This window comes from Achromobacter sp. D7-1 (genome assembly GCF_059760445.1).
In genome coordinates this window covers 22453-46707 of the sequence record NZ_JCBAMT010000012.1, presented here as the reverse complement: position 1 = coordinate 46707, position 24255 = coordinate 22453, and the positions used below count along the sequence as shown (strand labels likewise).

General features: G+C 67.6%; 22 protein-coding genes. 14 read left to right on the top strand and 8 right to left on the bottom strand.

Annotated features, from left to right (window positions below; all coding sequences use genetic code 11):
• The first annotated feature begins 25 nt into the window (after positions 1–25).
• Entirely contained in the window at positions 26–1366 is a 1341-nt protein-coding gene (locus tag AC6LKD_RS07730) for a CitMHS family transporter (protein WP_013392066.1), read from the top strand.
• 38 nt (positions 1367–1404) lie between these two features.
• The gene (locus tag AC6LKD_RS07725) at positions 1405–2145 is read left to right on the top strand and encodes an SDR family oxidoreductase (protein ID WP_013392067.1); all 741 of its coding nucleotides are present in this window, start codon (positions 1405–1407) and stop codon (positions 2143–2145) included.
• Positions 2146–2314: 169 nt separating this feature from the next.
• On the opposite strand, the gene AC6LKD_RS07720 is transcribed toward AC6LKD_RS07725, so the two are convergent.
• On the bottom strand, positions 2315–3280 hold the full coding sequence (locus tag AC6LKD_RS07720; protein ID WP_498115716.1) for a Bug family tripartite tricarboxylate transporter substrate binding protein: 966 nt from the start codon (positions 3278–3280) through the stop codon (positions 2315–2317).
• Positions 3281–3321: 41 nt separating this feature from the next.
• Positions 3322–4653, bottom strand: a complete 1332-nt coding sequence (locus tag AC6LKD_RS07715) for an arylsulfatase (RefSeq protein WP_498115715.1) — start codon at positions 4651–4653, stop codon at positions 3322–3324.
• Positions 4654–4753: 100 nt separating this feature from the next.
• Between AC6LKD_RS07715 and AC6LKD_RS07710 the strand changes: the two genes are divergently transcribed.
• From AC6LKD_RS07710 to AC6LKD_RS07685, 6 genes are all read left to right on the top strand, one after another.
• Positions 4754–5641, top strand: a complete 888-nt coding sequence (locus tag AC6LKD_RS07710) for a LysR family transcriptional regulator (protein WP_492274881.1) — start codon at positions 4754–4756, stop codon at positions 5639–5641.
• Between the two features lie 295 nt (positions 5642–5936).
• Positions 5937–6878, top strand: a complete 942-nt coding sequence (locus AC6LKD_RS07705; RefSeq protein WP_041652619.1) for an ABC transporter permease — start codon at positions 5937–5939, stop codon at positions 6876–6878.
• Complete coding sequence (locus tag AC6LKD_RS07700) at positions 6878–7711, top strand: ABC transporter permease (protein ID WP_013392074.1); 834 nt, start codon at positions 6878–6880, stop codon at positions 7709–7711. The genes AC6LKD_RS07705 and AC6LKD_RS07700 overlap by 1 nt, the downstream gene beginning before the upstream one ends.
• A gap of 3 nt (positions 7712–7714) precedes the next feature.
• The gene (locus AC6LKD_RS07695) at positions 7715–9562 is read left to right on the top strand and encodes an ABC transporter ATP-binding protein (RefSeq protein ID WP_498115713.1); all 1848 of its coding nucleotides are present in this window, start codon (positions 7715–7717) and stop codon (positions 9560–9562) included.
• A gap of 29 nt (positions 9563–9591) precedes the next feature.
• Positions 9592–11184, top strand: a complete 1593-nt coding sequence (locus AC6LKD_RS07690; RefSeq protein WP_498115711.1) for an ABC transporter substrate-binding protein — start codon at positions 9592–9594, stop codon at positions 11182–11184.
• A gap of 17 nt (positions 11185–11201) precedes the next feature.
• Positions 11202–12746 carry a M81 family metallopeptidase gene (locus tag AC6LKD_RS07685; protein WP_498115710.1) on the top strand — a complete coding sequence of 515 codons (1545 nt, stop codon included), beginning with the start codon at positions 11202–11204 and terminating at the stop codon, positions 12744–12746.
• A gap of 27 nt (positions 12747–12773) precedes the next feature.
• Here AC6LKD_RS07685 and AC6LKD_RS07680 read toward each other — a convergent pair whose 3' ends face one another.
• The 6 genes from AC6LKD_RS07680 to AC6LKD_RS07655 are packed head-to-tail and all read right to left on the bottom strand — an operon-like array spanning position 12774 to position 18147.
• Positions 12774–13712 (bottom strand): LysR family transcriptional regulator, encoded by a 939-nt coding sequence (locus AC6LKD_RS07680; protein WP_492274879.1) that lies wholly within the window; start codon positions 13710–13712, stop codon positions 12774–12776.
• 60 nt (positions 13713–13772) lie between these two features.
• Complete coding sequence (locus tag AC6LKD_RS07675) at positions 13773–14567, bottom strand: SDR family NAD(P)-dependent oxidoreductase (RefSeq protein ID WP_498115709.1); 795 nt, start codon at positions 14565–14567, stop codon at positions 13773–13775.
• Positions 14568–15362 (bottom strand): ABC transporter permease, encoded by a 795-nt coding sequence (locus AC6LKD_RS07670; RefSeq protein ID WP_498115708.1) that lies wholly within the window; start codon positions 15360–15362, stop codon positions 14568–14570.
• Entirely contained in the window at positions 15350–16159 is an 810-nt protein-coding gene (locus AC6LKD_RS07665) for an ABC transporter permease (protein ID WP_498115707.1), read from the bottom strand. Before AC6LKD_RS07665 ends, AC6LKD_RS07670 begins: the two co-directional genes overlap by 13 nt.
• Positions 16152–17075 carry an NAD(P)-dependent oxidoreductase gene (locus tag AC6LKD_RS07660; RefSeq protein ID WP_498115706.1) on the bottom strand — a complete coding sequence of 308 codons (924 nt, stop codon included), beginning with the start codon at positions 17073–17075 and terminating at the stop codon, positions 16152–16154. Before AC6LKD_RS07660 ends, AC6LKD_RS07665 begins: the two co-directional genes overlap by 8 nt.
• A gap of 19 nt (positions 17076–17094) precedes the next feature.
• Positions 17095–18147 carry a LacI family DNA-binding transcriptional regulator gene (locus AC6LKD_RS07655; RefSeq protein ID WP_498115705.1) on the bottom strand — a complete coding sequence of 351 codons (1053 nt, stop codon included), beginning with the start codon at positions 18145–18147 and terminating at the stop codon, positions 17095–17097.
• Positions 18148–18370: 223 nt separating this feature from the next.
• On the opposite strand from AC6LKD_RS07655, the gene AC6LKD_RS07650 reads away from it, so the two are divergent.
• The 6 genes from AC6LKD_RS07650 to AC6LKD_RS07625 all read left to right on the top strand — a co-directional run bounded on the left by AC6LKD_RS07650 (position 18371) and on the right by AC6LKD_RS07625 (position 24250).
• On the top strand, positions 18371–19423 hold the full coding sequence (locus AC6LKD_RS07650; protein ID WP_013392084.1) for an ABC transporter substrate-binding protein: 1053 nt from the start codon (positions 18371–18373) through the stop codon (positions 19421–19423).
• A gap of 29 nt (positions 19424–19452) precedes the next feature.
• Positions 19453–20766: a sulfopropanediol 3-dehydrogenase gene (gene hpsN, locus AC6LKD_RS07645; protein ID WP_498115703.1), complete on the top strand. Its 1314-nt coding sequence runs from the start codon at positions 19453–19455 to the stop codon at positions 20764–20766.
• A gap of 7 nt (positions 20767–20773) precedes the next feature.
• Positions 20774–21547 (top strand): SDR family NAD(P)-dependent oxidoreductase, encoded by a 774-nt coding sequence (locus tag AC6LKD_RS07640; protein ID WP_492274875.1) that lies wholly within the window; start codon positions 20774–20776, stop codon positions 21545–21547.
• Positions 21548–21571: 24 nt separating this feature from the next.
• Positions 21572–22561: an alcohol dehydrogenase catalytic domain-containing protein gene (locus AC6LKD_RS07635; RefSeq protein ID WP_498115701.1), complete on the top strand. Its 990-nt coding sequence runs from the start codon at positions 21572–21574 to the stop codon at positions 22559–22561.
• A gap of 70 nt (positions 22562–22631) precedes the next feature.
• Positions 22632–23444 carry an ABC transporter permease gene (locus AC6LKD_RS07630; protein WP_013392088.1) on the top strand — a complete coding sequence of 271 codons (813 nt, stop codon included), beginning with the start codon at positions 22632–22634 and terminating at the stop codon, positions 23442–23444.
• Positions 23441–24250, top strand: coding sequence for an ABC transporter permease (locus AC6LKD_RS07625; RefSeq protein WP_148260588.1), 810 nt, complete (start codon positions 23441–23443; stop codon positions 24248–24250). The genes AC6LKD_RS07630 and AC6LKD_RS07625 overlap by 4 nt, the downstream gene beginning before the upstream one ends.
• The last annotated feature ends 5 nt before the right edge of the window (positions 24251–24255 follow it).

Genomic DNA, 24255 nt, shown 5'->3' with positions numbered 1-24255 from the left:
CAACGACTAGCCGGAGATAACCCTCATGCTTCTGACCCTGCTTGGCTTCGGCATGGTGATCACGTTCATGACGCTGATCATGACCAAGCGCCTGTCGCCGTTGGTGGCGCTGATCCTTGTCCCCATTATTTTCGCCCTGCTGGGCGGATTCGGGTCGGGCATCGACAAGATGATGCTGGACGGCATCCGCAAGATCGCGCCTACCGGCGTGATGCTGATGTTCGCCATCCTGTACTTCGGGGTCATGATCGACGCCGGCCTGTTCGATCCCATCGTGGGCCGCATCCTGCGCGCGGTGAAGGGCGATCCGCTGAAGATCGTGGTGGGCACGACCGTGCTGGCGCTGGTGATCTCGCTGGACGGCGACGGTTCGACCACCTACATGATCGTGGTGGCGTCGATGCTGCCGCTGTACCGCCGCCTGAAGATGAACGCGCTGTCCATGACCTGTCTGGCGATGCTGGCCAGCGGCGTCATGAACCTGACGCCCTGGGGCGGCCCGACGGCGCGCGCCGCAAGCGCCTTGCACGTGGACGCGGGCGATATCTTCGTGCCGCTGGTGCCGGTGATGGGCGTGGCCATCGTGTCGATTCTGATCCTGGCCTTCTTCCTGGGCCTGCGCGAACGCCGCCGCCTGGGCGTGCTGTCGCTGCCGGACGGCGCCTCGCTGCACGCGGGCTACGACGAGGACGGCCCCAAGAACCTGCCCGAGATCGAGGTCGACCAGGACCTGCGCCGCCCCAAGCTGCTGTGGGTGAACGCCGGCCTGACGCTGGCGCTGATGGTGAGCCTGGTGCTGGGCGTGCTGCCGCTGCCGGTGTTGTTCATGATTGCCTTCGCGATTGCGCTGGTCATCAACTATCCCGACCTGGCCGAACAACGCCGCCGCGTCGCGCAGCACGCGGGCAATGTGTTGTCGGTGGTGTCGCTAATTTTCGCCGCGGGGATCTTTACCGGCATCCTGTCTGGCACCGGCATGGTCGAGGCCATGTCGCGCAGCCTGCTGGCTGTGATTCCGGATGCCATGGGTCCGTACCTGGCCGGCATCACCGCGCTGGTCAGCCTGCCGTTCACCTTCTTCATGTCCAACGACGCCTTCTACTTCGGCGTGCTGCCCATCCTGAGCGAGGCGGCCCAGGGCTATGGCATTTCGCCCGTCGAGATGGCGCGTGCCTCCCTGATCGGCCAGCCGGTGCACTTGCTGAGCCCGCTGGTGCCGTCGACCTACCTGCTGGTCGGCCTGGCCGGCGTGGACTTTGGCGACCACCAGCGTTACGCGCTGAAGTGGGCCACGATGGTCTGCCTGGTGATGCTGGCCGCGGCGCTGGCGTTCGGCTTGTTCCCGCTGGTCGGCCAGGTGGCCTGAGCGGCGGCGCGATACCGTCTTTTCAAAAGGGGAAGTACATGGCTTTGCGCATTGCTTACGTCACCAGCGGAATGGGCCACACGGGCACCGCGATCTGCCAGGCGCTGCACAACGCGGGACACCGCGTGGTGGCAGGCTGCGGGCCGCGCTCCTCGCGCAAGGACCACTGGCTGAAGGAACAGAAGTCGCTGGGCTACGACTTCATCGCGTCCGAGGGCGACGCCACGGATTGGGCCTCGACCGAGGCGGCCTTCGCCAAGGTGCGGCGCGAAGTCGGCGAGATCGACGTGCTGGTCAACAATGCCGGCGCCATGCTGGACATGCGGTTCCGCCAGATGAGCCACGCGGACTGGTCGGCGGTGCTGCGCAGCAATCTGGACACGCTGTTCAACACCACCAAGCAGGTGGTCGACAGCATGGCCGACCGCGGCTGGGGTCGCATCATCAACATCGGCTCCGTCGCGGCGGAGAAAGGCCAGATCGGCCAGATCAACTACGCCACCGCCAAGGGCGCGGTGATCGGCTTCACGCGTTCACTGGCGCAGGAAGTGGCGGCGCGCGGCGTGACCGTCAACCTGGCGTCGCCGGGCTTCATCGCCGACGATACCGTGAAGGCGTTTCCGCCGGCCCTGCTGGACCGCATCATTGAAAGCGTGCCGGTGGGCCGTCTCGGCACGGCCAAGGATCTGGCGGGGCTGTGCGCCTGGCTGGCATCGGACGAGGCGGCGTTCGTGACGGGTGCGAATTACGCGATCAATGGCGGCGTGTATATGAGTTGAGCCAGGCGGCGTCGGATTGCCGTACGCTAGGTCAATATAGTTTTTCAAGCCTCCCATCTCCTCGCGGGGGGGGCATGAGCAGGCGCCCTCCATGTTCTAAGGTTTCCCGAGAGGGATGATCAAGCCTTTGCATCTATTCCAGGACGAACGCCCGACTTATTGCTGCGCCTCAATTCGCCAGCTTCACCGCCCCGCTATCAATCAGCTTCTGCCACTTGGCGCTGTCCGCCTGGATGAACGACTGCAATTCATCCCGCGAGCCGCCGCCGGCGATCATGCCGGCGTTCTCAAGGGCGGCCTTGAACTCCGGCGTGGCCACGGCGGCGCGTAGCGCGGCGTTGACCTGATCCAGCTGCGCGGCCGGGATGTCCTTGCTGGCCGCGACCGAGAACCACTGAGTGGCGGCGTAACCCTTGAAGCCGGTTTCTTCCACCGTGGGCACGTCGGGCAGGCTGTCCAGGCGGTAGGGCGTGGTGACGGCGTAGGCCTTGAGCACGCCGGCCTTGATCTGCGGCATGACCGGGGCCGAGCCCAGGATGGCCAGGGGGATCTGGCCGCCGGCTACGTCGGCCACCGCCTGGCCGCCGCCCTTGTAGGGCACGTGCACGATGCGGGTGCCGGCGTACTGGTTGAGCAGTTCACCCGCCAGGTTCTGGGACGTGCCGTTGCCGGAACTGCCGTAGCTCCAGGTTTCGGGCCGTTGGCGGGCGTCGGCCAGCACGTCCTGCAAGGACGGCTTGGCGTCCTTGGCGGGGCCGACGATGACCATGGGGCCTTGGGCCATCAGGATGACGGGCGCCAGTTCGCGGCCGATTTCGGGCTGGGGCGTGGGATAGATCAGCGGACCGGGCACCGTCAGCAGATAGCCGTCGCTGGCCTTGCTGCGCGCCACCAGCTGTAGCGCGATGGCGCCTGCCGCGCCGGGGCGGTTTTCGACGATGACGTTCAGGCCGCTGCGCCGGGCCAGTTCCTGGGCGGCGATGCGGGTCAGTACGTCGGCGGTGCCGCCTGGGACGAAGCCGATCACCCAGGTGATCTGCTTGCCGGGCCATTCCAGCTTGGCGTCCGCCGCGCTGGCGGTGGCGGTCAGCGCGGCGCCCAGCAGCAGCGCGCAGCAGCGGATAGCGAATTTCATGTTTTCCCCTTGATGTTTTTTTGCTCAGGCCGCCGCGCGTTTCAGCTCGGGTCCGGCTTGCCGGGCGGCGTATTCGGATGCGCGGCGCAGGACTGGTTGAAGGACTGCACCATTTTCAGGATAGGGCCCAGCACCCAGGTATTGAAGATGAGGATGTCGCTTTCTTCCTTGGGGTCCTGCTTCAGGTTGAACAGGTACGGCGACTCCAGTTTGCCCTTGCCTTCGTTGACCTCGGGCTCCCAGTAGAAGTGCAGCTTCCAGTCGCGCCATTTGACTGCGCGCAGGTCGTTCTTGATGTAGAACAGGAAGCCCTCGCGCGCCGATGCCGGACTGGCGCCGGTGAAGAAGTCGGTCTGATCGATGCCGTCGATGGGGCGGTCCTGCGGAATGGCGGCGCCGCCGATGCGCGATAGCGTGGTGTACAGGTCGGTGACGTGCACGATCTCGTTGGAGACCTGGCCCGGCTGCACCTTGCCCGGCCAGCGGATCATGAAGGGCACGCGCAGGCTGCCTTCCATGGCGGTGTGGTAGGTGCCCGTCCAGGGGCCGGCGGTGCCGCGGTAGGGCTTGCGGAATTCCGGGCCGTTGTCGCTGCAGAAGATGAACACGGTGTCATCGCGCAGATTCAGCTCGTCCACCGCCTGCACGATCTGGCCGACGCGGTGGTCCATTTCCACCATGGAGTCGGCGAAGTCGCCGGCGCCGGTGCGCCCCGAGAAGTCCGGGTGCGGCAATGTGGGAAAGTGCAAGTGCACCAGCGGCAGGTACAGGAAGAAGGGGCGGCTGGCCTCGGCGTGCTTGCGCATGAAGCCGATGGACCGGTCGACCAGTTCGGCGTCGATGCCGCGGCGGGTCTCCAGATCGTAGACCTTGACGTTTTCGGAAGGCGCACCGGCCTGGCCCTGCATGATGTGCGGGATGTCGGCGACCGAGGGATCGAAGCCGATGGACGAGGTGAACTGGCTTTCGTCGGTGGTGCGCGGAATGCCGTACCACTCGTCGAAGCCGCGATCGGACGGATAGCGGCCGGGGATGTCGCCCAGATGCCATTTGCCGTAATGCGCCGTGGCGTAGCCCTGCCCGGACAATTGCTGGGCCAGGGTGATTTCGTCGCGCGCCAATCCTTGCGGCAGGCCCGGAGGCACGGACTGCAGGCAGCCGGTGCGGATGGGGTGGCGGCCGCTCATCAGCGCCGAGCGCGTGGGCACGCAATCGCTTTCCACGTTGAAGTTCTGCAGCAGCAGCCCTTCGGCGGCCAGCCGGTCGATATTGGGCGTGGGCGCGCCGCGCAGGGCGCCGCCGCCGTAGCAGCCCAGCTCGCCCCATCCCAGGTTGTCGGCCACGATCAATACGATATTGGGCTTCTTGTCCACGCGCTGCGCCTCCTGTCGGTCCTCGGGTTTATCCAGGGATTCTAGGAGCGCGGGCTCAGCTTAATATTCCTGAAGCTGAGTTTATGCATAACCAATAATTATGAATCTGTCGCTGCGTGACATCGAATATTTCCTGGCCGTGGTGGAGCATGGCAACCTGGACCGCGCGGCTGCCGCCTGCGGCGTCAGCCAGCCGGCGCTGTCGAAGTCATTGCAACGGCTGGAAGCCGACACCGGACTGGCCTTGCTGGACCGCGGCGGGCGCGGGCTGCGGCTGACTTCGGCGGGCCTGGCGTTCCGCGAACATGCGCAGCGGCTGTGGGCGGAATACCGCGACGCCGTGCGCAACGCGATGGAACTGCGCCTGGGCGAGGCCGGGCTGTTGCGCATCGGCGCCACCGGCGCCACGGTCGACAGCGTGGTGATGCCGGCGCTGCGCCGCCTGTTGCCGCGCCGGCCGGCGCTACGGGTGCAACTGACCCAAGGGCAATCGGACGATCTCAACGATCAGGTCGCGGGCGGCAAACTGGACCTGGCGGTGACGCCTATCTATGCCGACGTGCCAGGTTCGCTGCACCAGGAACCGATCCGCGAGGACGGATTGTGCGTGGCCGCCAGCCGCAAGCATCCGCTGGCCTCGCGGCGCAAGCTGGCCTTGCGCGACCTGGCAGGCCAGCGTTGGATCCTGCCGATGCCGGGTTCGGTGGCGCGCCATGCGTTGGAGGCCCGCTATGCCGAGGCAGGCCTGGCACAGCCTTCGGCGGCGCTGGAGGTGCAGCATTTTTCCGGAGGCGCGTTGGCGCTGTTGGCGGCCTCGGACCTGTTGGCGTTGATGCCGCAAAGCGCGCTGGGTCCGGACATCGCGGAGTTGCCGGTGGCGCTGGGCCGGCCCCTGCGGCGCAGCATGGCGCTGGTCACGCGCCATGGCACTACCTGGTCGCCGCTGATGCAGGAGTTCCGCGCGGCGGTGCTGGACGCCGCCGCTTAGCGCTCCGATTCCACCTGCCTGTTGATCCGCCGTATCGGCGGTTCTTACCCCTCGCAGCCCCTAGGGGAATTCCCTAGCGGGCGATCCTGAGCGTCAAACGCAAACGCAGCCAGGGCAACGCTTTCCTCGATGATTCTAATTAAGGCAATGGTTTTTTAAGAATATTGATATGGTTGGAATGCTCCCTGCTATCTAGAATCCGCCGCTAGTCGCCCTGCGCCCACGCGCGGCGCGGCGTTCGGGATCACGGCCAGGCATCGCACCGGGCCGCGGCATCACTAGACAAGGGGAATCAATGCTCTCGTACACATTGCGACGGCTGCTTATGACGCTGCCCGTCATGCTGTTCGTCGCGCTGTTCGTATTCGGCCTGCTGGATCTGGCGCCGGGCGACCCGGCAGCGCTGCTGGCCGGCGAAGACGCCACGCCGCAGGACATCGCGCGCATCCGCGCCACGCTGGGCCTGGACCAGCCGTTCCTGCATCGCTTCGGCGAATGGGGCTGGAACGTGCTGCATGGCGACCTGGGCACGTCGCTGTTCACCGGCCTGCCGGTCAGCCACATGATCGGCCAGCGGCTGGTGCCGACGTTTTCGCTGATGGTGATGACGCTGATCGTGTCGGTGGCCGTGGCCATCCCGATCGGCGCGCTGGCGGCCTGGAAGCACAACCGCTTGCAGGACCGCGGCATCATGGTCCTGGCGGTGTTCAGCTTCTCCGTGCCTTCCTTCGCGGTGGGTTATCTGCTGGCCTGGATCTTCGGGCTGCAACTGCGCTGGTTCCCGGTGCAGGGCTATGTGCCGCTCGCCACCGGCTTCTGGGCCTCGGTGCATACGCTGGTGCTGCCGGCGCTGGCGCTGGGCAGCGTCTACGTGGCGCTGATCACGCGCATCACGCGCGCCACGCTGCTGGAAACGCTGAGCCAGGACTATGTGCGCACCGCGCGCGCCAAGGGCGTGGGCAACCGCGGCCTGCTGTTCCGCCATGCCTTGAAGAACGCGGCGGTGCCCATCATCACCGTCATTGGCAGCGGCGTGGCCCTGTTGATCAGCGGCACGGTCGTGACCGAGACGGTGTTCTCCATCCCCGGCCTGGGCCGCCTGGTGGTCGACGCCATCCTGCGGCGCGACTACCCCGTCATCCAGGGCGTGATCCTGCTGTTCAGCTTCATGTACGTGCTGGTCAACCTTCTGGTCGATCTGCTTTATCGCGCCTTTGACCCGAGGATCAAGTACTGATGAATACCTTTACCGGCTTTCTCAAGCGGCATCCGACGACCGCCGTGGGCGGCGCGCTGCTGCTCCTGCTGTTCCTGGTGGCGCTGTGCGCGCCCTGGCTGGGCACCGTGGATCCGACCGCGCTGTCTCCCATACACCGCACGCGCTCGCCGAATGCGCAGTTCTGGTTCGGCACCGACCTGCTGGGGCGCGACGTCTACTCGCGGGTGATCTACGGCGCGCGCGTCTCGCTGATCGTGGGCTTTACCGTGGCCGCGCTGTCCACTGTGATCGGCGTGCTGATCGGGCTGGCGGCGGGTTTTGTGCGCTGGGTGGATGCGGTGGTGATGCGGATCATGGACGGCTTCATGTCCATTCCCACCATCCTGCTGGCCATCGCGCTGATCGCGCTGACCCGCGCATCGCTGCAGAACGTGATCATCGCGATCACCATCGCCGAGGTGCCGCGCGTGGTGCGCCTGGTGCGCGGCCTGGTGCTGTCGCTGCGCGAACAGCCCTATGTGGAGGCGGCCGTGGCGGCCGGCGCCAGCCGCTTGCGCATCGTCCTGCGGCATATTTTCCCGAACACGCTGGCGGCGCTGATGGTGCAGGCCACCTACATCTGCGGCGTGGCCATCCTGGCCGAAGCCAGCCTGTCGTTCATCGGCGCGGGCGTGCCGCCGTCGGTGCCGTCATGGGGCAACATCATGGCCGAAGGCCGCGCGCTGTGGCAGATCAAGCCGCACCTGATTGCCTTCCCGGCAGTGTTCCTGTCCATCACGATCCTGGCAATCAACATGCTGGGCGACGGTTTGCGCGACGCGGTCGATCCGCGCATGGCCAAGAGGATCTGATCCATGAATACGACGATACAGAACCGGCGCGTGCTGGAAATCGAAGACCTGTCGATCGCCTTCGGCCGTGGCGAAAATACGTTCCGCGCAGTGAAGTCGCTGAGCCTGCACGTGGACCGCGGCGAGACGCTGGCCATCGTGGGCGAATCCGGGTCGGGCAAGTCGGTGACCTCGCTGGCCGTCATGCGGCTGGTGGAGTTCGGCGGCGGCCGGATCGAAAGCGGACGCATGATCTTCCATCGCGGGGCTGGTCAGACCGTGGACCTGATTGCGGCCTCCGAAGACAGCATGCGCGCCATGCGCGGCAACGACCTGGGCATGATCTTCCAGGAACCCATGACCTCGCTGAACCCGGTGTTCACGGTGGGGTCGCAGATCGTCGAAGCGATCCGGCTGCACCAGCCGGGCGACGCCAGGTCGGCGCAAGCCGCCGCCCGGCGCATCCTCGACCAGGTGCGCATCCCGGACGCCGGCGCCATCATGGGCCGTTATCCGCATGAGCTGTCGGGCGGCATGCGCCAGCGCGTGATGATCGCGATGGCGCTGGCCTGCAAGCCGGCGCTGCTGATAGCGGATGAGCCCACCACGGCGCTGGACGTCACCATCCAGGCGCAGATCCTGCAACTGATCCGCGAGCTGCAGCACGAGATGGACATGGGCGTCATCTTCATCACGCACGACATGGGCGTGGTGGCAGAGGTGGCGGACCGCGTCATGGTCATGCGCAAGGGCGACGTGGTCGAGCACAACGACGTGCAGGGGCTATTCAAGGCGCCGCAGCATCCGTATACCCAGGCCTTGATGGCCGCCGTGCCCCGCTTGGGTGCGATGCGGGGCACCACGCTGCCGGCGCGCTTCCCCTTGCTGTCGGACAGCGCGGCGGGACAGGCGGCCGAGCCTGCGGCGGTGCCCGCCAAGGACGAGGTGGTGCTGAGCGTGCGCGGCCTGGTCACGCGCTTTGACGTGCGCGGCGGCGTGTTTGCCCGGGTCAAGAAGCGGGTGCACGCGGTGGAACAGGTCAGTTTCGATTTGCACGCGGGCGAAACCTTGGCGCTGGTGGGCGAGTCGGGTTGCGGCAAGACTTCGACGGGGCGTTCGCTGCTGCGGCTGGCCAAGACCACGCGCGGCACCATCGCGTTCCAGGGCAAGCCGGTAAGCCAGGATGATCCCGCGTCACTGCTGGCGCTGCGTAGGAACATGCAGTTCGTGTTCCAGGACCCGTTCGCCTCGCTGAATCCGCGCATGCGGGTGGGGGAATGCGTCAAGGAGCCGATGCTGATCCACAGCTTGCATAGCGGCGCGGCGGCCGATCGGCGCGCGGCGGAACTGTTTGAGCGGGTGGGGCTGGATGCGTCGATGATGCGGCGCTGGCCGCACGAGTTTTCCGGCGGCCAACGCCAGCGCATCTGCATCGCGCGGGCGCTCTCGGTGGATCCCAAGGTGCTGATTGCCGACGAGTCGGTGTCCGCGCTGGACGTGTCGATCCAGGCGCAGATCGTGAACCTGCTGATCGACCTGCAACGCGACCTGGGCGTGAGCTACCTGTTCATCTCGCACGACATGGCGGTGGTGGAGCGCATCAGCCACCGGGTCGCGGTGATGTACCTGGGCCAGATCGTGGAGATCGGCCCGCGCCAGGCGATTTTCGAGAATCCGCAGCATGCCTACACCCGCAAGCTGATGCAGGCCGTGCCTATCGCGGATCCTGCGGCGCGACGCCGCGCCGCACTGGAATTGAGTGAATTGCCCAGTCCGGCGCGCGCGGTGGGCGACGAGCCCGTGGTGCAGCCGCTGGTGCAGGTGGGTGATGGGCATTTCGTGGCGCGGCACCGTATCGGCGGCGCGTACTGAGTTTTTCCTTTTTATCCCGGAGATAGAAAATGGATCGTAGGAATTTCCTGTTGGCTTCTTCCGCTTCGGCGGCCGCCTGGGCCTTGCCCGGCATGTCCTGGGCCGCGCCCTCCAAGACCTCGTTCCGCTGGGTACCCCAGGCGGACCTGACCTTGCTGGACCCCATGTTCACCACCGTGGCCATGACCCAGGTCCACGCCCAATTGGTGTTCGACACGCTGTACGGGCTGGACGAGCAATACCAGCCCAGCCCGCAGATGGCCGCCGGCCACGTCAGCGAGAACGACGGACTGCTGTGGAAGATCACTCTGCGCGACGGGCTGGCGTTCCATGACGGCGCGCCGGTGCGCGCGCAGGACGCGGTCGCCAGCATCCAGCGCTGGGCCAAGAAAGACCTGATGGGCCGGTCGCTGATGCAGGCCACGGAATCGCTCTCCGCGCCGGACGACAAGACCATCCAGTTCCAGCTCAAGAAGCCGTTCCCGCTGATCCTGCACGCACTGGGCCGCCAATCCGGCAACATGGCCTGCATCATGCCCGAACGCCTGGCCAAACAGCCCGAGACCGAGGCCGTGAAGGAAATGGTCGGCAGCGGCCCGTTCACCTTCGCCGCCAGCAAGTGGGTGTCGGGCTCGCGCGTGGTGTACGAGAAGTTCGCCGGCTATGCGCCGCGCAAGGAAGACCGCAAGCCGGTCTTCACCGCCGGTCCCAAACTGGCGCACGTGGACGAAGTGCATTGGCACATCATCCCGGACCGCGCCACCGCGATCGCGGCGTTGCAGGCCAACGAGGTCGACGGCGTCGAGATGGTGGACAGCGACTTCCTGCCCATCCTGAGCCAGGACCCGAACATCAAGCTGGTCAAGCGCAGCCTGCCCACCATCGGCGTGATGCGCTTCAACCATCTGCACGCGCCGTTCGACAACCCGGCCATCCGCCGCGCGGTGCTCAGCGCCGTCAACCAGACCGAATACATGACGGCCATGAACGGCGCCGACTTCCCGGAATACTGGAGCGACCGCTGCGGCGTGTTCGTGCCGGGTTCGCCCATGGACAGCGATGCCGGCATGGACAAGCTGACCGGCAAGCGCGACATCGACGCGGCGCGCGCGGCGATCAAGGCGGCCGGCTACAAGGGCGAAACCGTGGTGCTGCTGGATCCGGTGGACTTCCCGACCTGGCACGCCGCGGCCCTGGTGACAGCGGACCTGTTCAAGCGCCTGGGCTTCAAGGTGGACCTGCAGACCATGGACTGGGGCACCGCCGTGCAGCGCCGCAACAACCAGGAAGCCCCCACCGCGGGCGGCTGGAGCGTGGCGTTCACCGGCAACACCGGCCCCAACAACCTGGACCCGGCCGGCCATCTGGCACTGCGCGGCAACGGCAAGCAGGCCTGGTTCGGCTGGCCCACCAGCGAACGCCTGGAACAGCTGCGGCTGGACTGGTTCAACGCCGCCGACCTGGACGCGCAAAAGAAGATCTGCCGCGAGATCCAGCTGCAGGTGTTCGAGGACGTGCCCTACATTCCGCTGGGCGCGAGCTATCCGGTCAGTGCGCTGCGCAGCAACTGGAAGGATTTCCAGCCGCAGATGTCGCTGTTCTACACGTTGCACAAAGCCTGAGGATTGGGGAGTTCCGTATGAGCAGCAAGGCCCCAAAGGTCGCCATTCTTGGCTTTCACCTGGAATCCAATGCGTTCTGCCCGCCCTCGGTGGAAGCCGACTTCCAGGCGCAGTGCTGGGAAGCCGGCGATACCATCAGCGAACTGGTGCGCGGCCCCAGCCGCCTGCCCAGCGAGGTGGCCGGTTTTTATGACCGCATGAACCAGCTGGGCAATTGGACCCCCGCGCCGCTGATCGTGATCGGCGCGCCGCCCGGCGGCCCGGCCAGCGCCGGCGTCTGGGCCGCCTTCCTGGCCGAGGCGGAGCAGCGCCTGCGTGCCGCCATGCCGGTGGACGCGATCTACGTGGCCAACCATGGGGCCTCGTCCGCGGAAGGCGAGAACGATACCGAAGGGGCGCTGATGCGCCTGCTGCGGGCGATGGTCGGCCCCGACGTGCCCATCGTGGCCACGCACGACCTGCACTGCAATGTGTCGGCCGAAACCGTGGATGCGCTGGACGGCCTGATCGCCTACCGCACCAATCCGCACGTGGATCAGCGCGAGCGCGCCGCCGAGGCCGCCGACATGATCCGCGAGATCCTGGACGGCACGCGCATGGTGACCGCCTACGTTCGCCTGCCGCTGACGCCGCCCTCCGTGACGCTGTCGACCGCCAGCGGACCTTATGCGGATCTGGTGGCGTTGGGGGCGTCGCTGACGCAGCGGCGCGGCGCAGGGCCGATTGCCAATGTGGCGGTGTGCGCGGGCTTCGTATTCTCCGACCTGCCCAAGTGCGGCGTGACCATCACGGTGACCGCGCGCGGCGATCTGCAGGCGGCGCGCCGCACGGCCTTGCAGGTGGCGCGCGCCGGCTGGGCCGATCGCGCACGCTACGTGGCCAATACCGTCGACGTGGCGCGCGCGGTGGCGCTGGCGCGCGAGGCCAGTCAGCCGTTGCTGTTCGCCGACGTTGCCGACAATCCTGGCGGCGGCGGCCGGGGCAACACCACCTGGCTGTTCAAGGCGTTTGACGAGGCGCGCATTGCGGGCGTGGTGATGGGGGTGTTCGTCGATCCGGACCTGGTCGCGCAGGCCGCGCAACTGGGAGTAGGCGCGGAATTCGAGGCGGTCTTCAACCGGGTAGAGAGCGAGTATTCGCGGCGCTATGCGGCAAGGGCCCGGGTGCTGAAGCTGACGGATGGCGAAGGCATGGGCCGGCGCGGCATTCTACGCGGGCGCAAGTTCTCGATGGGCGCGACCTGCCTGCTGGAGCTTGCGGAGTCGGGCATGAAAGTGGTGGTGGGCAGCCTGCGCCGCCAGTTGGCCGAGCCGGCCATGCTGGAGATGCACGGCATCGACATCGCCCAGGCGGGCCACGTGATCGTCAAGAGCCGCGGCCACTACCGCGCGGGCTTCGACGAGTTCTTCCCGGACCAGCGGATCCACGACGTGGACAGCCCGGGCCTGACCACGCCGAACCTGCGGCAGATCGCGTTCAAAGGCCTGCCACGGCCGGTCTGCCCGCTGGACGCCGACGCTGTCTGGCGCGAGCCCGACTGGGCTGCGGACCTGGCTGCCTAGGGCGGCAGGCCCGCCAGCGGACCCGCCCTAGCGGGCGGCGTCCGGCCCCGCCGCCATCCACGCGGGGTGGGCATAGGCGGCGTCGATCTGCGCACCCAGCGCTTCCACGAAGCGGGTGACGCTGGCCGGCAGTTGGCGGCCGGCCATGGTCTGGATGTGCATGTTGCGCTGGTGCAGTTCGGCGTTGGACATGGGGATGGTGATCAGCTCGCCGCGTTCGGTCGAGGTCATGACCGTGAGGTCGCCGGAAAAGCTGATCGCGCCCCAGCGCTGGCAACTGGTCTGGATCGCGCCCTGGTTATTGCAGGTCATCGCCACGTTGAGTTCGATCTTCTCGTGCATGCAGCACAGGTCGATGATGAAGCGGATCGTGCTGCCCGGCCCCATCAGCGCCACGGGATACTGGCCGATGTCGCGCATGGAAAGCGTCTTGCGGTCCGCCAGCGGATGGTCCGGGGCCATGACGGCGAACACCGGCATGCGGCGCGCATACTGCACATGCACCCCTTGGGGCGGCGACAGGTTGTAGCTCATGCCGATGTCGTCCTCGCCCTCGCGCACGCGGCGGTTGATTTCCGAGGACTGCAGGATGTTCAGCTCGAACCGCAGCGAGGGCTCGACCGCGAGGAATTCACCGATCACGCGCGGCAGTAACTCGCGTCCGAAGGCCTGGTTGGCCGAAATGCGGATCAGCTTCTGGCCGATCTGGCTCAGGTCGCGGATTTCGGCGCGGGCGCGCTCGGCCTCCAGCGAGGCGCGGCGCGCGTAGGCCTTCAGCAACTGGCCGGCTTCGGTCAGGACCATGCCGCGGGCATGGCGGTCGAACAGCAGGGTCTGGTGTTCTTCCTCCAGCTTGCGCACCATCCGGCTGACCGCCGACGGCGCCACGTGCAGCTTCTGCGCGGCGACCGTGAGCGAGCCCGAATCCACGACTTCCAGGAAATAGCGCAAGGCGGTGTTGAGCATGACGGCGGGTAGTGTTGCGGCGCGCTCAATACTAACGGAAAACCGCGGCGACGCCGGCCCTCAAGTGGCTTGCGGAAAGCCTCCGTAGGGCGCCCACCCCGATCCCGCGATGACGCCGCCGTCGCACGGAATGGTGGCGCCGGTGACCACCGCGGCCGCGGGCGACAGCAGGAAGAACACGACCTCCGCGATCTCACTCGGTTGCATCAGGCGGCCCAGCGGCGTGGCGTTCAGGATCGGCGTCATGTCGCGCTCCCCCTGCCGCTCCTTGGGCTTGAGAAAGGGCGTGTCGGTCCAGCCTGGCGCGATGGCGTTGACGCGCACCCCGCGCCGCGCCCAGTGCACGGCAAGAGCCTCGGTCAGGTTCACGACCGCCGCCTTGGCCGGGCCGTAGGCCAGCACCGGCCCGGGACGGAACGACAGCACGGACGCCACGTTGACGACCGCGCCGCGGCCGCGCGCGGCCATGGCGCTGCCGAACACGCGGCAGGATGTGTAGGTGCCCTTCAGATGGGAATCCACCACCCGTTCCCAGGCCTCGACCGGATAGTCCTCGATGGCGGTGGGAACCTGGGCGATGCCGGCGCAGTTCACCAGTCCCGTGGCCGGCGGCAGGAGGGCGGCAAGCTGCTCTTGCGCAGTCCGCAGCCCGGCCTCGTCCAGCACGTCGCCCGGGGCCGCCACGGCGCGCGGGCCGAGTTCCTGCGCCAGCGCCTGCGCGGCGTCCAGGTTCAGGTCCAGGATGGCGACGTGGCCGCCCGCCTGCACCACGCGCCTGCACACCGCCGCGCCGATGCCGCTGGCGCCGCCGGTAACGATGACCGACAGGGTCGGGTCCGTTGTGGAATCATCCATTCATCTTCCCCAGCGCGCCTTCAGGCGCTGTTCGAACAGGCGCAGGGCAAGGTCGATGCCTATGCCGACGATGCCGATGGCGATCATGCCGGCCATGACGATATTGGTGGCGACGTTGAGCTGCCCCTGCACCATCATGTAGCCGATGCCGTTGCCCACCACGATCAGTTCCGCGCCCACCAGCGACTGCCAGCCTATGCCGGCGCTGACCCGCAGGCCGGCCAGGATGGACGGCAGCGAGGCCGGCAGCAGCACTTCGGCGACGATGCGCGGGCCGCTCGCGCCCAGCGTGCGCGAGGCTTCGAGCAGGCGCGTGTCGACGAACTTGGCGCCGCGGTAGGCGCTGATCAGGCAGGGCGGGAAGGCGCCCGCGAAGATGATCAGGGTGGGGCCGCCTATGCCGGTGCCGAACCACAGGCCGGCGAAGGGCACCCAGGCGATCGGCGCCACGAAGCGCAGCGCATCGAAGAACGGGCTGACCACGTCGTCCAGCCAGCGGTACCAGCCCATCATCAGGCCCAGCGGAATGCCCACCGCCGCGGCCAGCAGGAAGCCGCAGGCGAAGCGGTAGAGGCTGGCGCCCAGGTGCGTCCAGAGCGTGGCGCCGGAATAGGGCTCGTTGCTGTACTGCACGATGGTCCGCAGCACGGTCAGCGGGCCAGGCAGGTAGTTGGGCGGAAAGACCCCGCCCACGCTCAACAGGTGCCAGGCCATGAAGAATCCGGCCAGCCCCAGGCACGACAGGCCGAAGGTGAAGGCGGGCGAGTCGCCCGAGGCGCGTGTCAGCGTAGCCATGGCAATGCCCTCTTTTCGATCCATTCCAGTCCGCGGGTCATCACCGCGCCCAGCAGGCCCACCCAGACCATGGCGTAGAGGATCATGCCGGGCCGGATGTCCAGCGCCGCGGTGTCCAGCACCTTGCCCAGGCCGATGAAGGCGCCGATGAGTTCCGCTGCCACCAGGGTCATCCACGCGGTCTGCAGCGACAGGCGCAGGCCGGTGAAGATCATGGGCATGGAACCGGGGATCAGCACGTCGCGCAGCATGCGCAGCGGATTGCCCGCGCCATGCACGCGCGCGGCTTCGATCAGCGTGGGATCGATGTTGCGCACGCCGGCATAGGTGTTGATCACGGCCGGCGTGAACGAGGACACCCAGATCAGGAAGATCTTCGCCGGGTCGCCCAGCCCCAGCCAAAGGATGGCCAGCGGAATCCAGGCCAGCGGCGGAATCGGGCGCAGCAACGAGAACACCGGCCCGACCAGCGCGTCGATGCGTTTGCTGAATCCCATCAGCAGGCCCAGCGGCACGCCGGTGCCGATGGCGACCAGAAAGCCCAGGAACACCAGGCGCAGACTGTGGCCGATGTGCTGGAACAGCGTGCCGCCGGCGTAGCCGGAGTCGCGCGACAGCTGCACGGCGGCCTGCCAGGTCGTGAGCGGCGTGGGAAAGCGCGCGCCGTTGACCAGGCCCAGCGCCGACACGATCCACCAGGCGGTGAAGGCCACGGCGACGGCGGCCACGCCCACGGTAATCCTGCGGCGCGAGGCGCGCGGCCGGCGCGCGGGCAGGGTGGCGATGTGTTCACTCATGGCCGGACCTCGCGGCGTCGCGCTCCAGATGGGCCACGTCTTCGAGCAGCAGCAGCATGGCGGTGCAGTCCTGCTCCTGCCGGCCCCAGGATTTGGCCAGCGCGAACATCTCGCGGGCGTAGCCGCCCAGGCCCAGCGGCGCGCCCACCGAGGCGGCCAGGTTCATGGCCAGGTTGATGTCCTTGTAGCCCATGCGCATGGGGAAGTCGGGACTGATGTCGCCCGCCAGCACCTTGCCGGGGAAATTGGTCAGGAGCTGTCCGCGTCCGGCAGTGGTGTTGGACAACACCTTGACGACGGTGGCGCGGTCCAGCCCGAGCTTGGCGGCGAACATCAGCGCTTCGCCCGTCAGCACCATGCCGACCATGGACATGTAGTTGTTGACCAGCTTGAGCCGGATGCCCGAGCCGAAAGGACCGACATGCACGATCTCGTCGGCCATGGCGGCGAAGATGGGCGCGGCCTGGTCGAAGTCGGCCTGCGCGCCGCCAGCCATGATCAGCGCCTTGCCCTGCGCCGCCTCGCGCGGCGTGCGCCCCACGGGGGCGTCGATGCAGCGCAGGCCCAGGCCCGCGAGGTCGGCGGCGATGCGGTCAGTCGCGACCGCATCGCCCGTGCTCATTTCGATGACCAGGGCGCCCGGATTCAAGCCCGCGGCCGCGCCATCGGCGCCGAAGAGGGCGTCGCGGACATGCGCGGAAGTGGGCAGCATGGTGATCGCCACATCGCAGCCGCGGGCGGCGTCCAGCGGCGTGGCGGCGCGCCGGAAACCCGTGTCGGCCAAGCGCTCCATGGCCGCGGGCACGACGTCGTAGCCTGATACTTCATACCCCTGCGCGGCCAGGTTGCGCAGCATCGCGCTCCCCATGACGCCCAGGCCCAGGAATGCGATGCGGGGTGATTCGGTGTGTTCCATGGGGCTTGCTCCGGTGTGGTCAGCTGCCTAGCCGCGCACTGGTGCTGCTGCGCGGCGGCGCGGTGGTGTCGCGGACGATCAGTTCCAGTTCGATGCAGACGTTCTCGGGCGGCGTGTCGGCGTCGGCCGCCAGCAGAATGCTGGCAGCGCGCTGGCCCAGCTCGAAGGCCGGCACGTTCAGGGTGGTGATGCCTGGCCGGCAATGGGCGGCCATTTCGATGTTGTCGAAGCCGGTGATTGAAATCTGCTCGGGCACGCGCAGGTTCTGCCACAGGCACTCCTGCAGCGCGCCGTAGGCCAGGATGTCGTTGCCGCACATGACCGCGGTGGGCGGCTCGGGCAGGCGCAGCAGCGTGGCCATGGCGCGGCGGGCTTCCGGCACGGTGTAGGGCTTTTCGATGACGTATTGCGGCGGCAGGTCGATGCCGCGGCGCTTGAGCGCGCGCGTGAAGCCGGCCACGCGGTCGGCGGCGCGGTCGTTGTCCTTGGAAATGCCGGCGATCACGCCGAGGCGGCGGTGGCCGATGTCCAGCAAGTAGTCGGCGATGCGCTGCGCCGCGGCGGCGTTGTCCCAGCCCACCATGGGCCAGGCATCGGCGGCGTCGTAATGGCAGGTGGTGACGAAGGGGATGCCCTTGGACTGCAGCAGCTCGTAGATCTCGGGGTCGCGGCTGCGCCCGACCAGCATCATGGCGTCCACGCCGCGCTCGATCAGCGCCCGCACTTCGCCGGCTTCGCGCGCCGGGCTGTAGTTGGTGCTGGCCAGCAGCAGCTGGTAGCCGTGTTCATGGATGGTCTGCTGCATGCCGTCGACCAGCTTGGCGAACAGCGCACTGTCCACGGTGGGAATGATGGCGCCCATGGTGCGGGTCTTGCGCGACGCCAGCGAACGGGCAGCGCCGTGCGGCACGTAGCCGGCTTGCGCCAGCAGCGCCATGGCGCGGGCGCGCAGGTCCGGCCGCACTTGTTCGGGGTGGTTCAGCACCCGCGACAAGGTGGCCGAGGAGATGCCGCCGCTGGCGGCAATCGACTTCAGGGTGTCCCCGGATAGGGGCGCTGACTTTCGCTTCATTTTTTGAAAGCGCTTTCAGAAATTGGATGATGTGAATATACAGTTATTGAAACGCTGTGGGTGATTTCTAGGGTTTTCTCGGGGTTGAATGAGATGGCTGCGCGCTTATTCTCTGTATGCGCTTTCAAAAAACCGAGCCCAGACGCAGATCCGGGCCTGCTATCCGGGGAATGCCGCGGCAGCTCGCGCATGCAGACCGGAATCCACTATCTGGAGACTAAGCATGTCGAGAATCCCCCGCATCCTGGGTCTGTGCCTGGCGCCGCTGGGCGCCTTGCTGTTGAGCCCGTCCGTGTCGGCCCAGGCGCCGACGCCCATCAAGGTCAGCTACCAGATCGCCTATTGGGCGCTGCCGATCTACATCGCCACGGAAAAAAACTGGTGGGCCGAAGCGGGCCTGAAGCCGGAATTCGTGGTGTATCCCGCGGGCGCGCAGCAGATCGCCGGCTCCGCCTCAAAGTCCTGGGACGTGGGCGGCACGGGGTCGCCGCCGGCGGTGCTGGGCGCGCAGCGCTACGGCATCGTGACGCTGGGCGTCACCAATGATGAATCCACCGCCAACGGCGTCATGGCGCGCAAAGAGAACGCCGCGGCCGTGCGCAGCAATGCGGCCAAGGAAGTGAAGGGCAAGCAGATCCTGCTCAGCCCCAACTCCACGGGCGAATACGCGACCATGGCCTGCCTGAAGAAGTGGGGCATGCAGCGCAGCGACGTCAGCGTGGTGACGCTTGCTCCGGCGCAATTGGTGTCCGCCTTCACCGGCGGCAACGGCATGCTGGCCGGCACCTGGGCGCCCAACTTCTACACGCTCAACGAGCAGATCGGCGCCGAAGTCGTATGCAGCGGCAAGGACGCCGGCGTGATGATCCCGGGCGCGCTGGTGGCGCGTGGCGAATTCGCGCAGCAGAATCCGGACGCGGTCGCCAAGTTCCTGGCGGTGTACCTGCGGGCCGTCAGTTTCGAGAAAAACAACAAGGCGGAAGCCATGGGCTACCTGCGCAAGTTGTTCCAGGCCAACGGCATCAAGCTCAACGACGGCTATCTGGGGCAGGAATTGGATCGGCCGATCTTCACGCTGGACGAGCAGCTCAAGCTGATGTCGCGCGCCGGCGGCAAGTCCACGCTGGACAACGCCTATGAGGCCCTGTCGGGCTACCTGAAGGGCGTGGGCACCATCACCGAGGTGCCGGATCCCAAGACCTACATCACGGACGACTACATGAAGCGCGTCGACCAGACCCCGGCGCTCAAGACCTTCGCCAACAAGACCAACTGAGCTTCATCCTTCTTCCGCGAGGCCACACCATGGCAGTAAGCAAGCTCAAATCCGCGGCGAAACAGCCCCAGGGCAATGAGGCCGCCGCGCGCGAAGTCGCCGCCGAGATGCTGGCGAACATCAAGTCCGGCGGCGAGGCCGCGGTGCGCGACTATGCCCGGCGCCTGGACAAATGGGAGGGGGACATCCTGGTCGGCGCCGCCGAGATCGAACGGCGTACCGCAGCCATCCCCGACGGCATCAAGCGCGACATCGAATTCGCCGCCGGCCAGGTGCGCAAGTTCGCCCAGGCGCAGATGGCTTCGGTGCGCGAGTTCGAACTGGAGCTGGCGCCGGGCCTGGTCGCCGGGCAGCGGCTGATACCTGTCAACGTGGCGGGCTGCTACGTGCCCACGGGGCGCTATGCGCACATCGCGTCCGCCTACATGAGCATCGCCACCGCCAAGGCGGCCGGGGTGCCCACGGTTATCGCCTGCTCCACGCCCTACCGCGGCGAGGGCATACATCCGCAGGTGCTGTACGCCATGAAGGTGGCAGGGGTGGACGCCGTGATGACGCTGGGGGGCGTACAGGCGATCGCCGCCATGGCCTACGGCCTGTTCACCGGTAAACCGGCCGACATCATTGTCGGGCCGGGCAACAAATTCGTGGCGGAGGCCAAGCGCATGCTGTTCGGCAGCGTAGGCATCGACGTCTTCGCAGGCCCGTCGGAGGTCTGCATCATCGCCGACGCCTCGGCGGATCCGGCTATCGTCGCCTCCGACCTGGTGGGGCAGGCCGAGCACGGACACGAGTCGCCGGCCTGGCTGATTACCACCGACCGGGTCCTGGCCGAATCCGTGCTGCAGCGGGTGCCCGAGCTGATCGAGTCCTTGCCGCCCACCGCGCGGGACGCGGCCGGCGCCGCCTGGCGCGACTATGGCGAGGTGGTGCTGTGCGATACCCGCGAAGAGGCAGTGGCGGTCTCGGACCGCTACGCCAGCGAACACCTGGAGGTCCATTGCGAGGATCTGGACTGGTGGTTCCGGCACCTGACCTGCTATGGCTCGCTGTTCCTGGGCGAGGAAACCACGGTGGCGTTCGGCGACAAGGCCAGCGGCACCAACCACATCCTGCCCACCAAGGGCGCGGCGCGCTATTCGGGCGGGCTGTCGGTGCACAAGTTCATCAAGACCGTCACCTGGCAGCGCATGACGCGCCAGGCCAGCCGCGATACCGCCCAGGTGACAGCCCGGATCTCGCGCCTGGAAGGCATGGAGGCGCATGCGCGCACGGCGGACGACCGCCTGGCCAAGTACTTCCCCCAGGAATCCTTCGAATTGGGCGAACCCGTGCGGGAGTGAGGCCATCATGCAGAACGATATGTCCCGCCTGTTCGACCTGGATGGCCGCGTCGCCTTGGTAAGCGGCGGCAGTTCCGGCATCGGCAAGGCCATCGGCCTGGCGCTGGCGCGGGCCGGCGCCAGCGTGGTGCTGGTGGCGCGGCGCGAGCAGGAGCTGGCTTTTGCCGCAGGCGAGTTCGAAGACGAAGGGCTGCACGCGCGCGCCTTGCCCTGCGATCTGGCCGACCGTGATGCGCTAAGCGGTTTTGCCGCCCGCGCGGCCCGGCCGTTCGGCGCGCCCGACATCCTGGTCAACGCCTCGGGCATCAATGTGCGCAAGCCCTTCGAGGACACCGCCGACGAGGACTGGGACCGTTCGCTGGCGATCAACCTGACCGCGCCGTTCCTGCTGACCCGCGCGCTGGCGCCTGCCATGCGCGAGCGCGGCTGGGGCCGCATCATCAACATCACCTCGCTGCAGTGCGTGCGCGCCTTTCCGGACAGCGCGCCCTATGGCGCGTCCAAGGGCGGCCTGATGCAGCTGACCCGCGCCATCGCCGAGTACTGGTCGCGCCACGGCGTCACCTGCAATGCGATCGCCCCGGGCTTTTTCGAGACGCCGCTGACCGCGCCGGTAATGAGCGATCCGGCCCGCGTGCAGGCGCTGGCTGCCAGCACCATGATCGGACGCAACGGCCGGCTGGAGGACCTGCACGGCGCGGCCGTGTTCCTGGCGAGCGAGGCCTCGGCCTACATCACCGGGCAGACCCTGTTCATAGACGGCGGCTTTTCGGCCCGCTGACCGGCATCTCCGTGGAGTCCCGCCATGAAAGCCCTTGTCTACACCGCGCCCAGCCAGCTGACGTACCGCGAGGAACCCGATCCGGCGCCGGCGGACGGCGACGCGCTGCTGCGCATCGAGGCCGTGGGCATCTGCGGCTCCGACATGCACGCCTATCACGGGCATGACCCGCGCCGCAATCCGCCGCTGATCCTGGGGCACGAGTTCGTCGGCACGCGGGTAGGCGGCAGCCGCGCTGGCCAGCGGGTCACCGGCAACCCGCTGATCCATTGCGGCCACTGCGATTTCTGCGTGCAGGGCCGCAACAATCTGTGCCGCAACCGCGGCATGGTGGGCATGACGCGTCCCGGTGCGTTCGCCGAATTCATGGCCATCCCCGAACGCTGCCTGATTCCCGTGCCGCAGGACATGCCGGCCGCCGCCGCCGCGCTGACCGAGCCGGCGGCCACCGCCTTGCACGGCGTGGCGCTGGCGCAGCGGGCACTGTTCCGTCCGCTGGCCGAAGCCCGGGCGCTGGTCGTGGGCGGCGGCGCCATCGGCCTGCTGACGGCGCTGCTGCTGCGCAGCCAGGGTTGCCGCGTCAGCCTGGCCGAAACCAACCCGCTGCGGCGCGCCTCGGCGCAGCAGCATGCCGGCTGCATGGCCTTCGACCCGCGCCAGACTGCTCCGGCGCAGGGCGCCTATGAACTGGTGGTGGACGCGGTGGGCGGCAAGCTCACGCGTCCGGCCGCGCTGGCCGCGGTCCAACCAGGCGGCGTCATGCTGCATATCGGCCTGCAGGACTGGGCCAGCGAGATCGACATGCGGCGGCTGACGCTGGACGAGATCACCTTGATCGGCGCCTACACCTACACCAGCGCCGACCTGTGGGCGACCGTGGACGCGCTGCATCGGGGCGTCTTTGGCGATCTGTCCTGGGTCGAGGAGCGCGAGCTGGGAGTGGGCGCGCAGGCCTTCTCCGACCTGGACGGCGGCCGCGCGGCGTCGGCCAAGATCGTGCTGAGGACGCATTGACATGGCCCGGCATCCCCTGTCCCCCCGCGCCGTCGCCGGCGCCCTGGCTCTGCTCGACCGGAGCGCTGCCATGACTGTCGTCAGCCCCCCCGCCCATCCGCCCGCGCCGGTACGTCGGCGCCTGTCCCTGCGTTGGCTGGTCAGCGGCGCCTCGGTTGCGGTGTTGCTGCTGGCCTGGTATCTGGCCACGGGTCCGCTGGAACTACTGAGCGCGGTGCAACTGCCGTCACCGGTTGATGCCTGGGATGCCTTGCTGGAGATCGCCGGCGAGGGCTATGCCGATGGCACGCTGCTGCAGCACATCACGTCCAGCACCGGGCTGGTGCTGTACGGCTTCGCCGCGGCGGCGCTGACCGGCGTGCCGCTGGGCATCCTGATGGGGCAGAGCCGGCTGGTCGAGGCCTACGTCAACCCGGTGTTCCAGATCGTCCGGCCGATCGCGCCGATTGCCTGGATTCCGCTGACCATCCTGTGGTTCGGACTGGGTACCAGCGCCAAGGTCTTCGTGATCTGGCTGGCGGCCTTCGCGCCCACCGTGATCAACACCTATACCGGCGTGCGCAACATCGACGACACGCTGATCCAGGCGGCGCGCGTCAATGGCGCCGTCGGTCGCCGCATGCTGCTGGATGTCATCGTGCCTGGCGCATTGCCCGCCATCTTCACGGGGCTGCGGACTTCGCTGCAGGCCTGCTGGATGGTGCTGGTGGCCGCGGAACTGGTCGGCTCTTTCATCGGTCTGGGCCATGTGCTGATCATCGCCACCCGCGACCTGAACTCGGGAATGATCGTGGTGGCCATGGCTGCCGTGGCCGGCATGGGCATGCTGATGTCGGCGCTGCTGGCGCAAATCGAACGCAGGGTGATGCCATGGAAAGCATGAACAGGGCACTCCGTGGCAGCGGCCACGCCATCGTCTCGCGCCGGGTGTTGGAACGCTGGCTGATGCCGGCTCTGGGCATCGCCACGCTGTTTGGCGGCTGGGCGCTGCTCTCCGGCCTGGGGCTGGTGTCGCCGGCCTTCCTGCCGGGGCCGCTGACGGTGTTGCGCAGCATGGCCGAACACACGCGCGAGCCCTATGCGGGTTCGGTGCTGCAGATGCATCTGCTGGCCAGCCTGGAGAAATTCCTGATCAGCTTCTCCCTCGCGGTCCTGTTGGGCGTGCCGCTGGGGCTGTTCATGGGGCGTTTCAAGGCCCTGGACTGGGCGGTGGCGCCGGTGTTCGAGGCGTTCCGCTTCATTCCTCCCATTGCCTGGGTGCCGTTCGCGATCTTCTGGTTCGGCACCGGCTTCCTGTCGCCCACGCTGGTGATCTTTGCCGGGGCTTTCGCGCCTTGCGTGCTGAACGCCTACCGCGGCGCCAAGCAGATCGATCGCGCCCTGATCGAGGCCGGCCAGATGCTGGGGGCCGGGCGCTGGGCGACGCTGACCGAGATCCTGCTGCCGGCATCGCTGGCGCACATCGTCGCCGGCATCCGGGTCGGCGCGGGGTTCGGCTGGCAGTCATTGATCGGCGCGGAACTCATCGTGGGGTCCACCGGGCTGGGCTACATGATCGTGCAGGGCGGCAGCAATCTGGAGCCCGCCATCGTGATCAGCGGAATGATCACCATCGGCCTGATAGGCGCGGGCATCGACTACGGCATGCGCGCCTTGCAGCGCCGGGTGCAGCGCAATTGGTCGCGGTGATCCAC

Excerpts from the sequence above, each read along its gene's own strand:
- AC6LKD_RS07695 (WP_498115713.1), top strand. The coding sequence starts at position 7,715 with ATGAATACGACGATACAGAACCGGCGCGTGCTGGAAATCGAAGACCTG.
- AC6LKD_RS07630 (WP_013392088.1), top strand. The coding sequence starts at position 22,632 with ATGACTGTCGTCAGCCCCCCCGCCCATCCGCCCGCGCCGGTACGTCGG.
- AC6LKD_RS07730 (WP_013392066.1), top strand. The coding sequence starts at position 26 with ATGCTTCTGACCCTGCTTGGCTTCGGCATGGTGATCACGTTCATGACG.
- AC6LKD_RS07665 (WP_498115707.1), bottom strand. The coding sequence starts at position 16,159 with ATGAGTGAACACATCGCCACCCTGCCCGCGCGCCGGCCGCGCGCCTCG.
- AC6LKD_RS07625 (WP_148260588.1), top strand. The coding sequence starts at position 23,441 with ATGAACAGGGCACTCCGTGGCAGCGGCCACGCCATCGTCTCGCGCCGG.
- AC6LKD_RS07650 (WP_013392084.1), top strand. The coding sequence starts at position 18,371 with ATGTCGAGAATCCCCCGCATCCTGGGTCTGTGCCTGGCGCCGCTGGGC.
- AC6LKD_RS07690 (WP_498115711.1), top strand. The coding sequence starts at position 9,592 with ATGGATCGTAGGAATTTCCTGTTGGCTTCTTCCGCTTCGGCGGCCGCC.
- hpsN (WP_498115703.1), top strand. The coding sequence starts at position 19,453 with ATGGCAGTAAGCAAGCTCAAATCCGCGGCGAAACAGCCCCAGGGCAAT.
- AC6LKD_RS07675 (WP_498115709.1), bottom strand. The coding sequence starts at position 14,567 with ATGGATGATTCCACAACGGACCCGACCCTGTCGGTCATCGTTACCGGC.
- AC6LKD_RS07680 (WP_492274879.1), bottom strand. The coding sequence starts at position 13,712 with ATGCTCAACACCGCCTTGCGCTATTTCCTGGAAGTCGTGGATTCGGGC.
- AC6LKD_RS07720 (WP_498115716.1), bottom strand. The coding sequence starts at position 3,280 with ATGAAATTCGCTATCCGCTGCTGCGCGCTGCTGCTGGGCGCCGCGCTG.
- AC6LKD_RS07705 (WP_041652619.1), top strand. The coding sequence starts at position 5,937 with ATGCTCTCGTACACATTGCGACGGCTGCTTATGACGCTGCCCGTCATG.
- AC6LKD_RS07655 (WP_498115705.1), bottom strand. The coding sequence starts at position 18,147 with ATGAAGCGAAAGTCAGCGCCCCTATCCGGGGACACCCTGAAGTCGATT.
- AC6LKD_RS07725 (WP_013392067.1), top strand. The coding sequence starts at position 1,405 with ATGGCTTTGCGCATTGCTTACGTCACCAGCGGAATGGGCCACACGGGC.
- AC6LKD_RS07635 (WP_498115701.1), top strand. The coding sequence starts at position 21,572 with ATGAAAGCCCTTGTCTACACCGCGCCCAGCCAGCTGACGTACCGCGAG.
- AC6LKD_RS07660 (WP_498115706.1), bottom strand. The coding sequence starts at position 17,075 with ATGGAACACACCGAATCACCCCGCATCGCATTCCTGGGCCTGGGCGTC.
- AC6LKD_RS07670 (WP_498115708.1), bottom strand. The coding sequence starts at position 15,362 with ATGGCTACGCTGACACGCGCCTCGGGCGACTCGCCCGCCTTCACCTTC.
- AC6LKD_RS07640 (WP_492274875.1), top strand. The coding sequence starts at position 20,774 with ATGCAGAACGATATGTCCCGCCTGTTCGACCTGGATGGCCGCGTCGCC.
- AC6LKD_RS07685 (WP_498115710.1), top strand. The coding sequence starts at position 11,202 with ATGAGCAGCAAGGCCCCAAAGGTCGCCATTCTTGGCTTTCACCTGGAA.
- AC6LKD_RS07700 (WP_013392074.1), top strand. The coding sequence starts at position 6,878 with ATGAATACCTTTACCGGCTTTCTCAAGCGGCATCCGACGACCGCCGTG.
- AC6LKD_RS07710 (WP_492274881.1), top strand. The coding sequence starts at position 4,754 with ATGAATCTGTCGCTGCGTGACATCGAATATTTCCTGGCCGTGGTGGAG.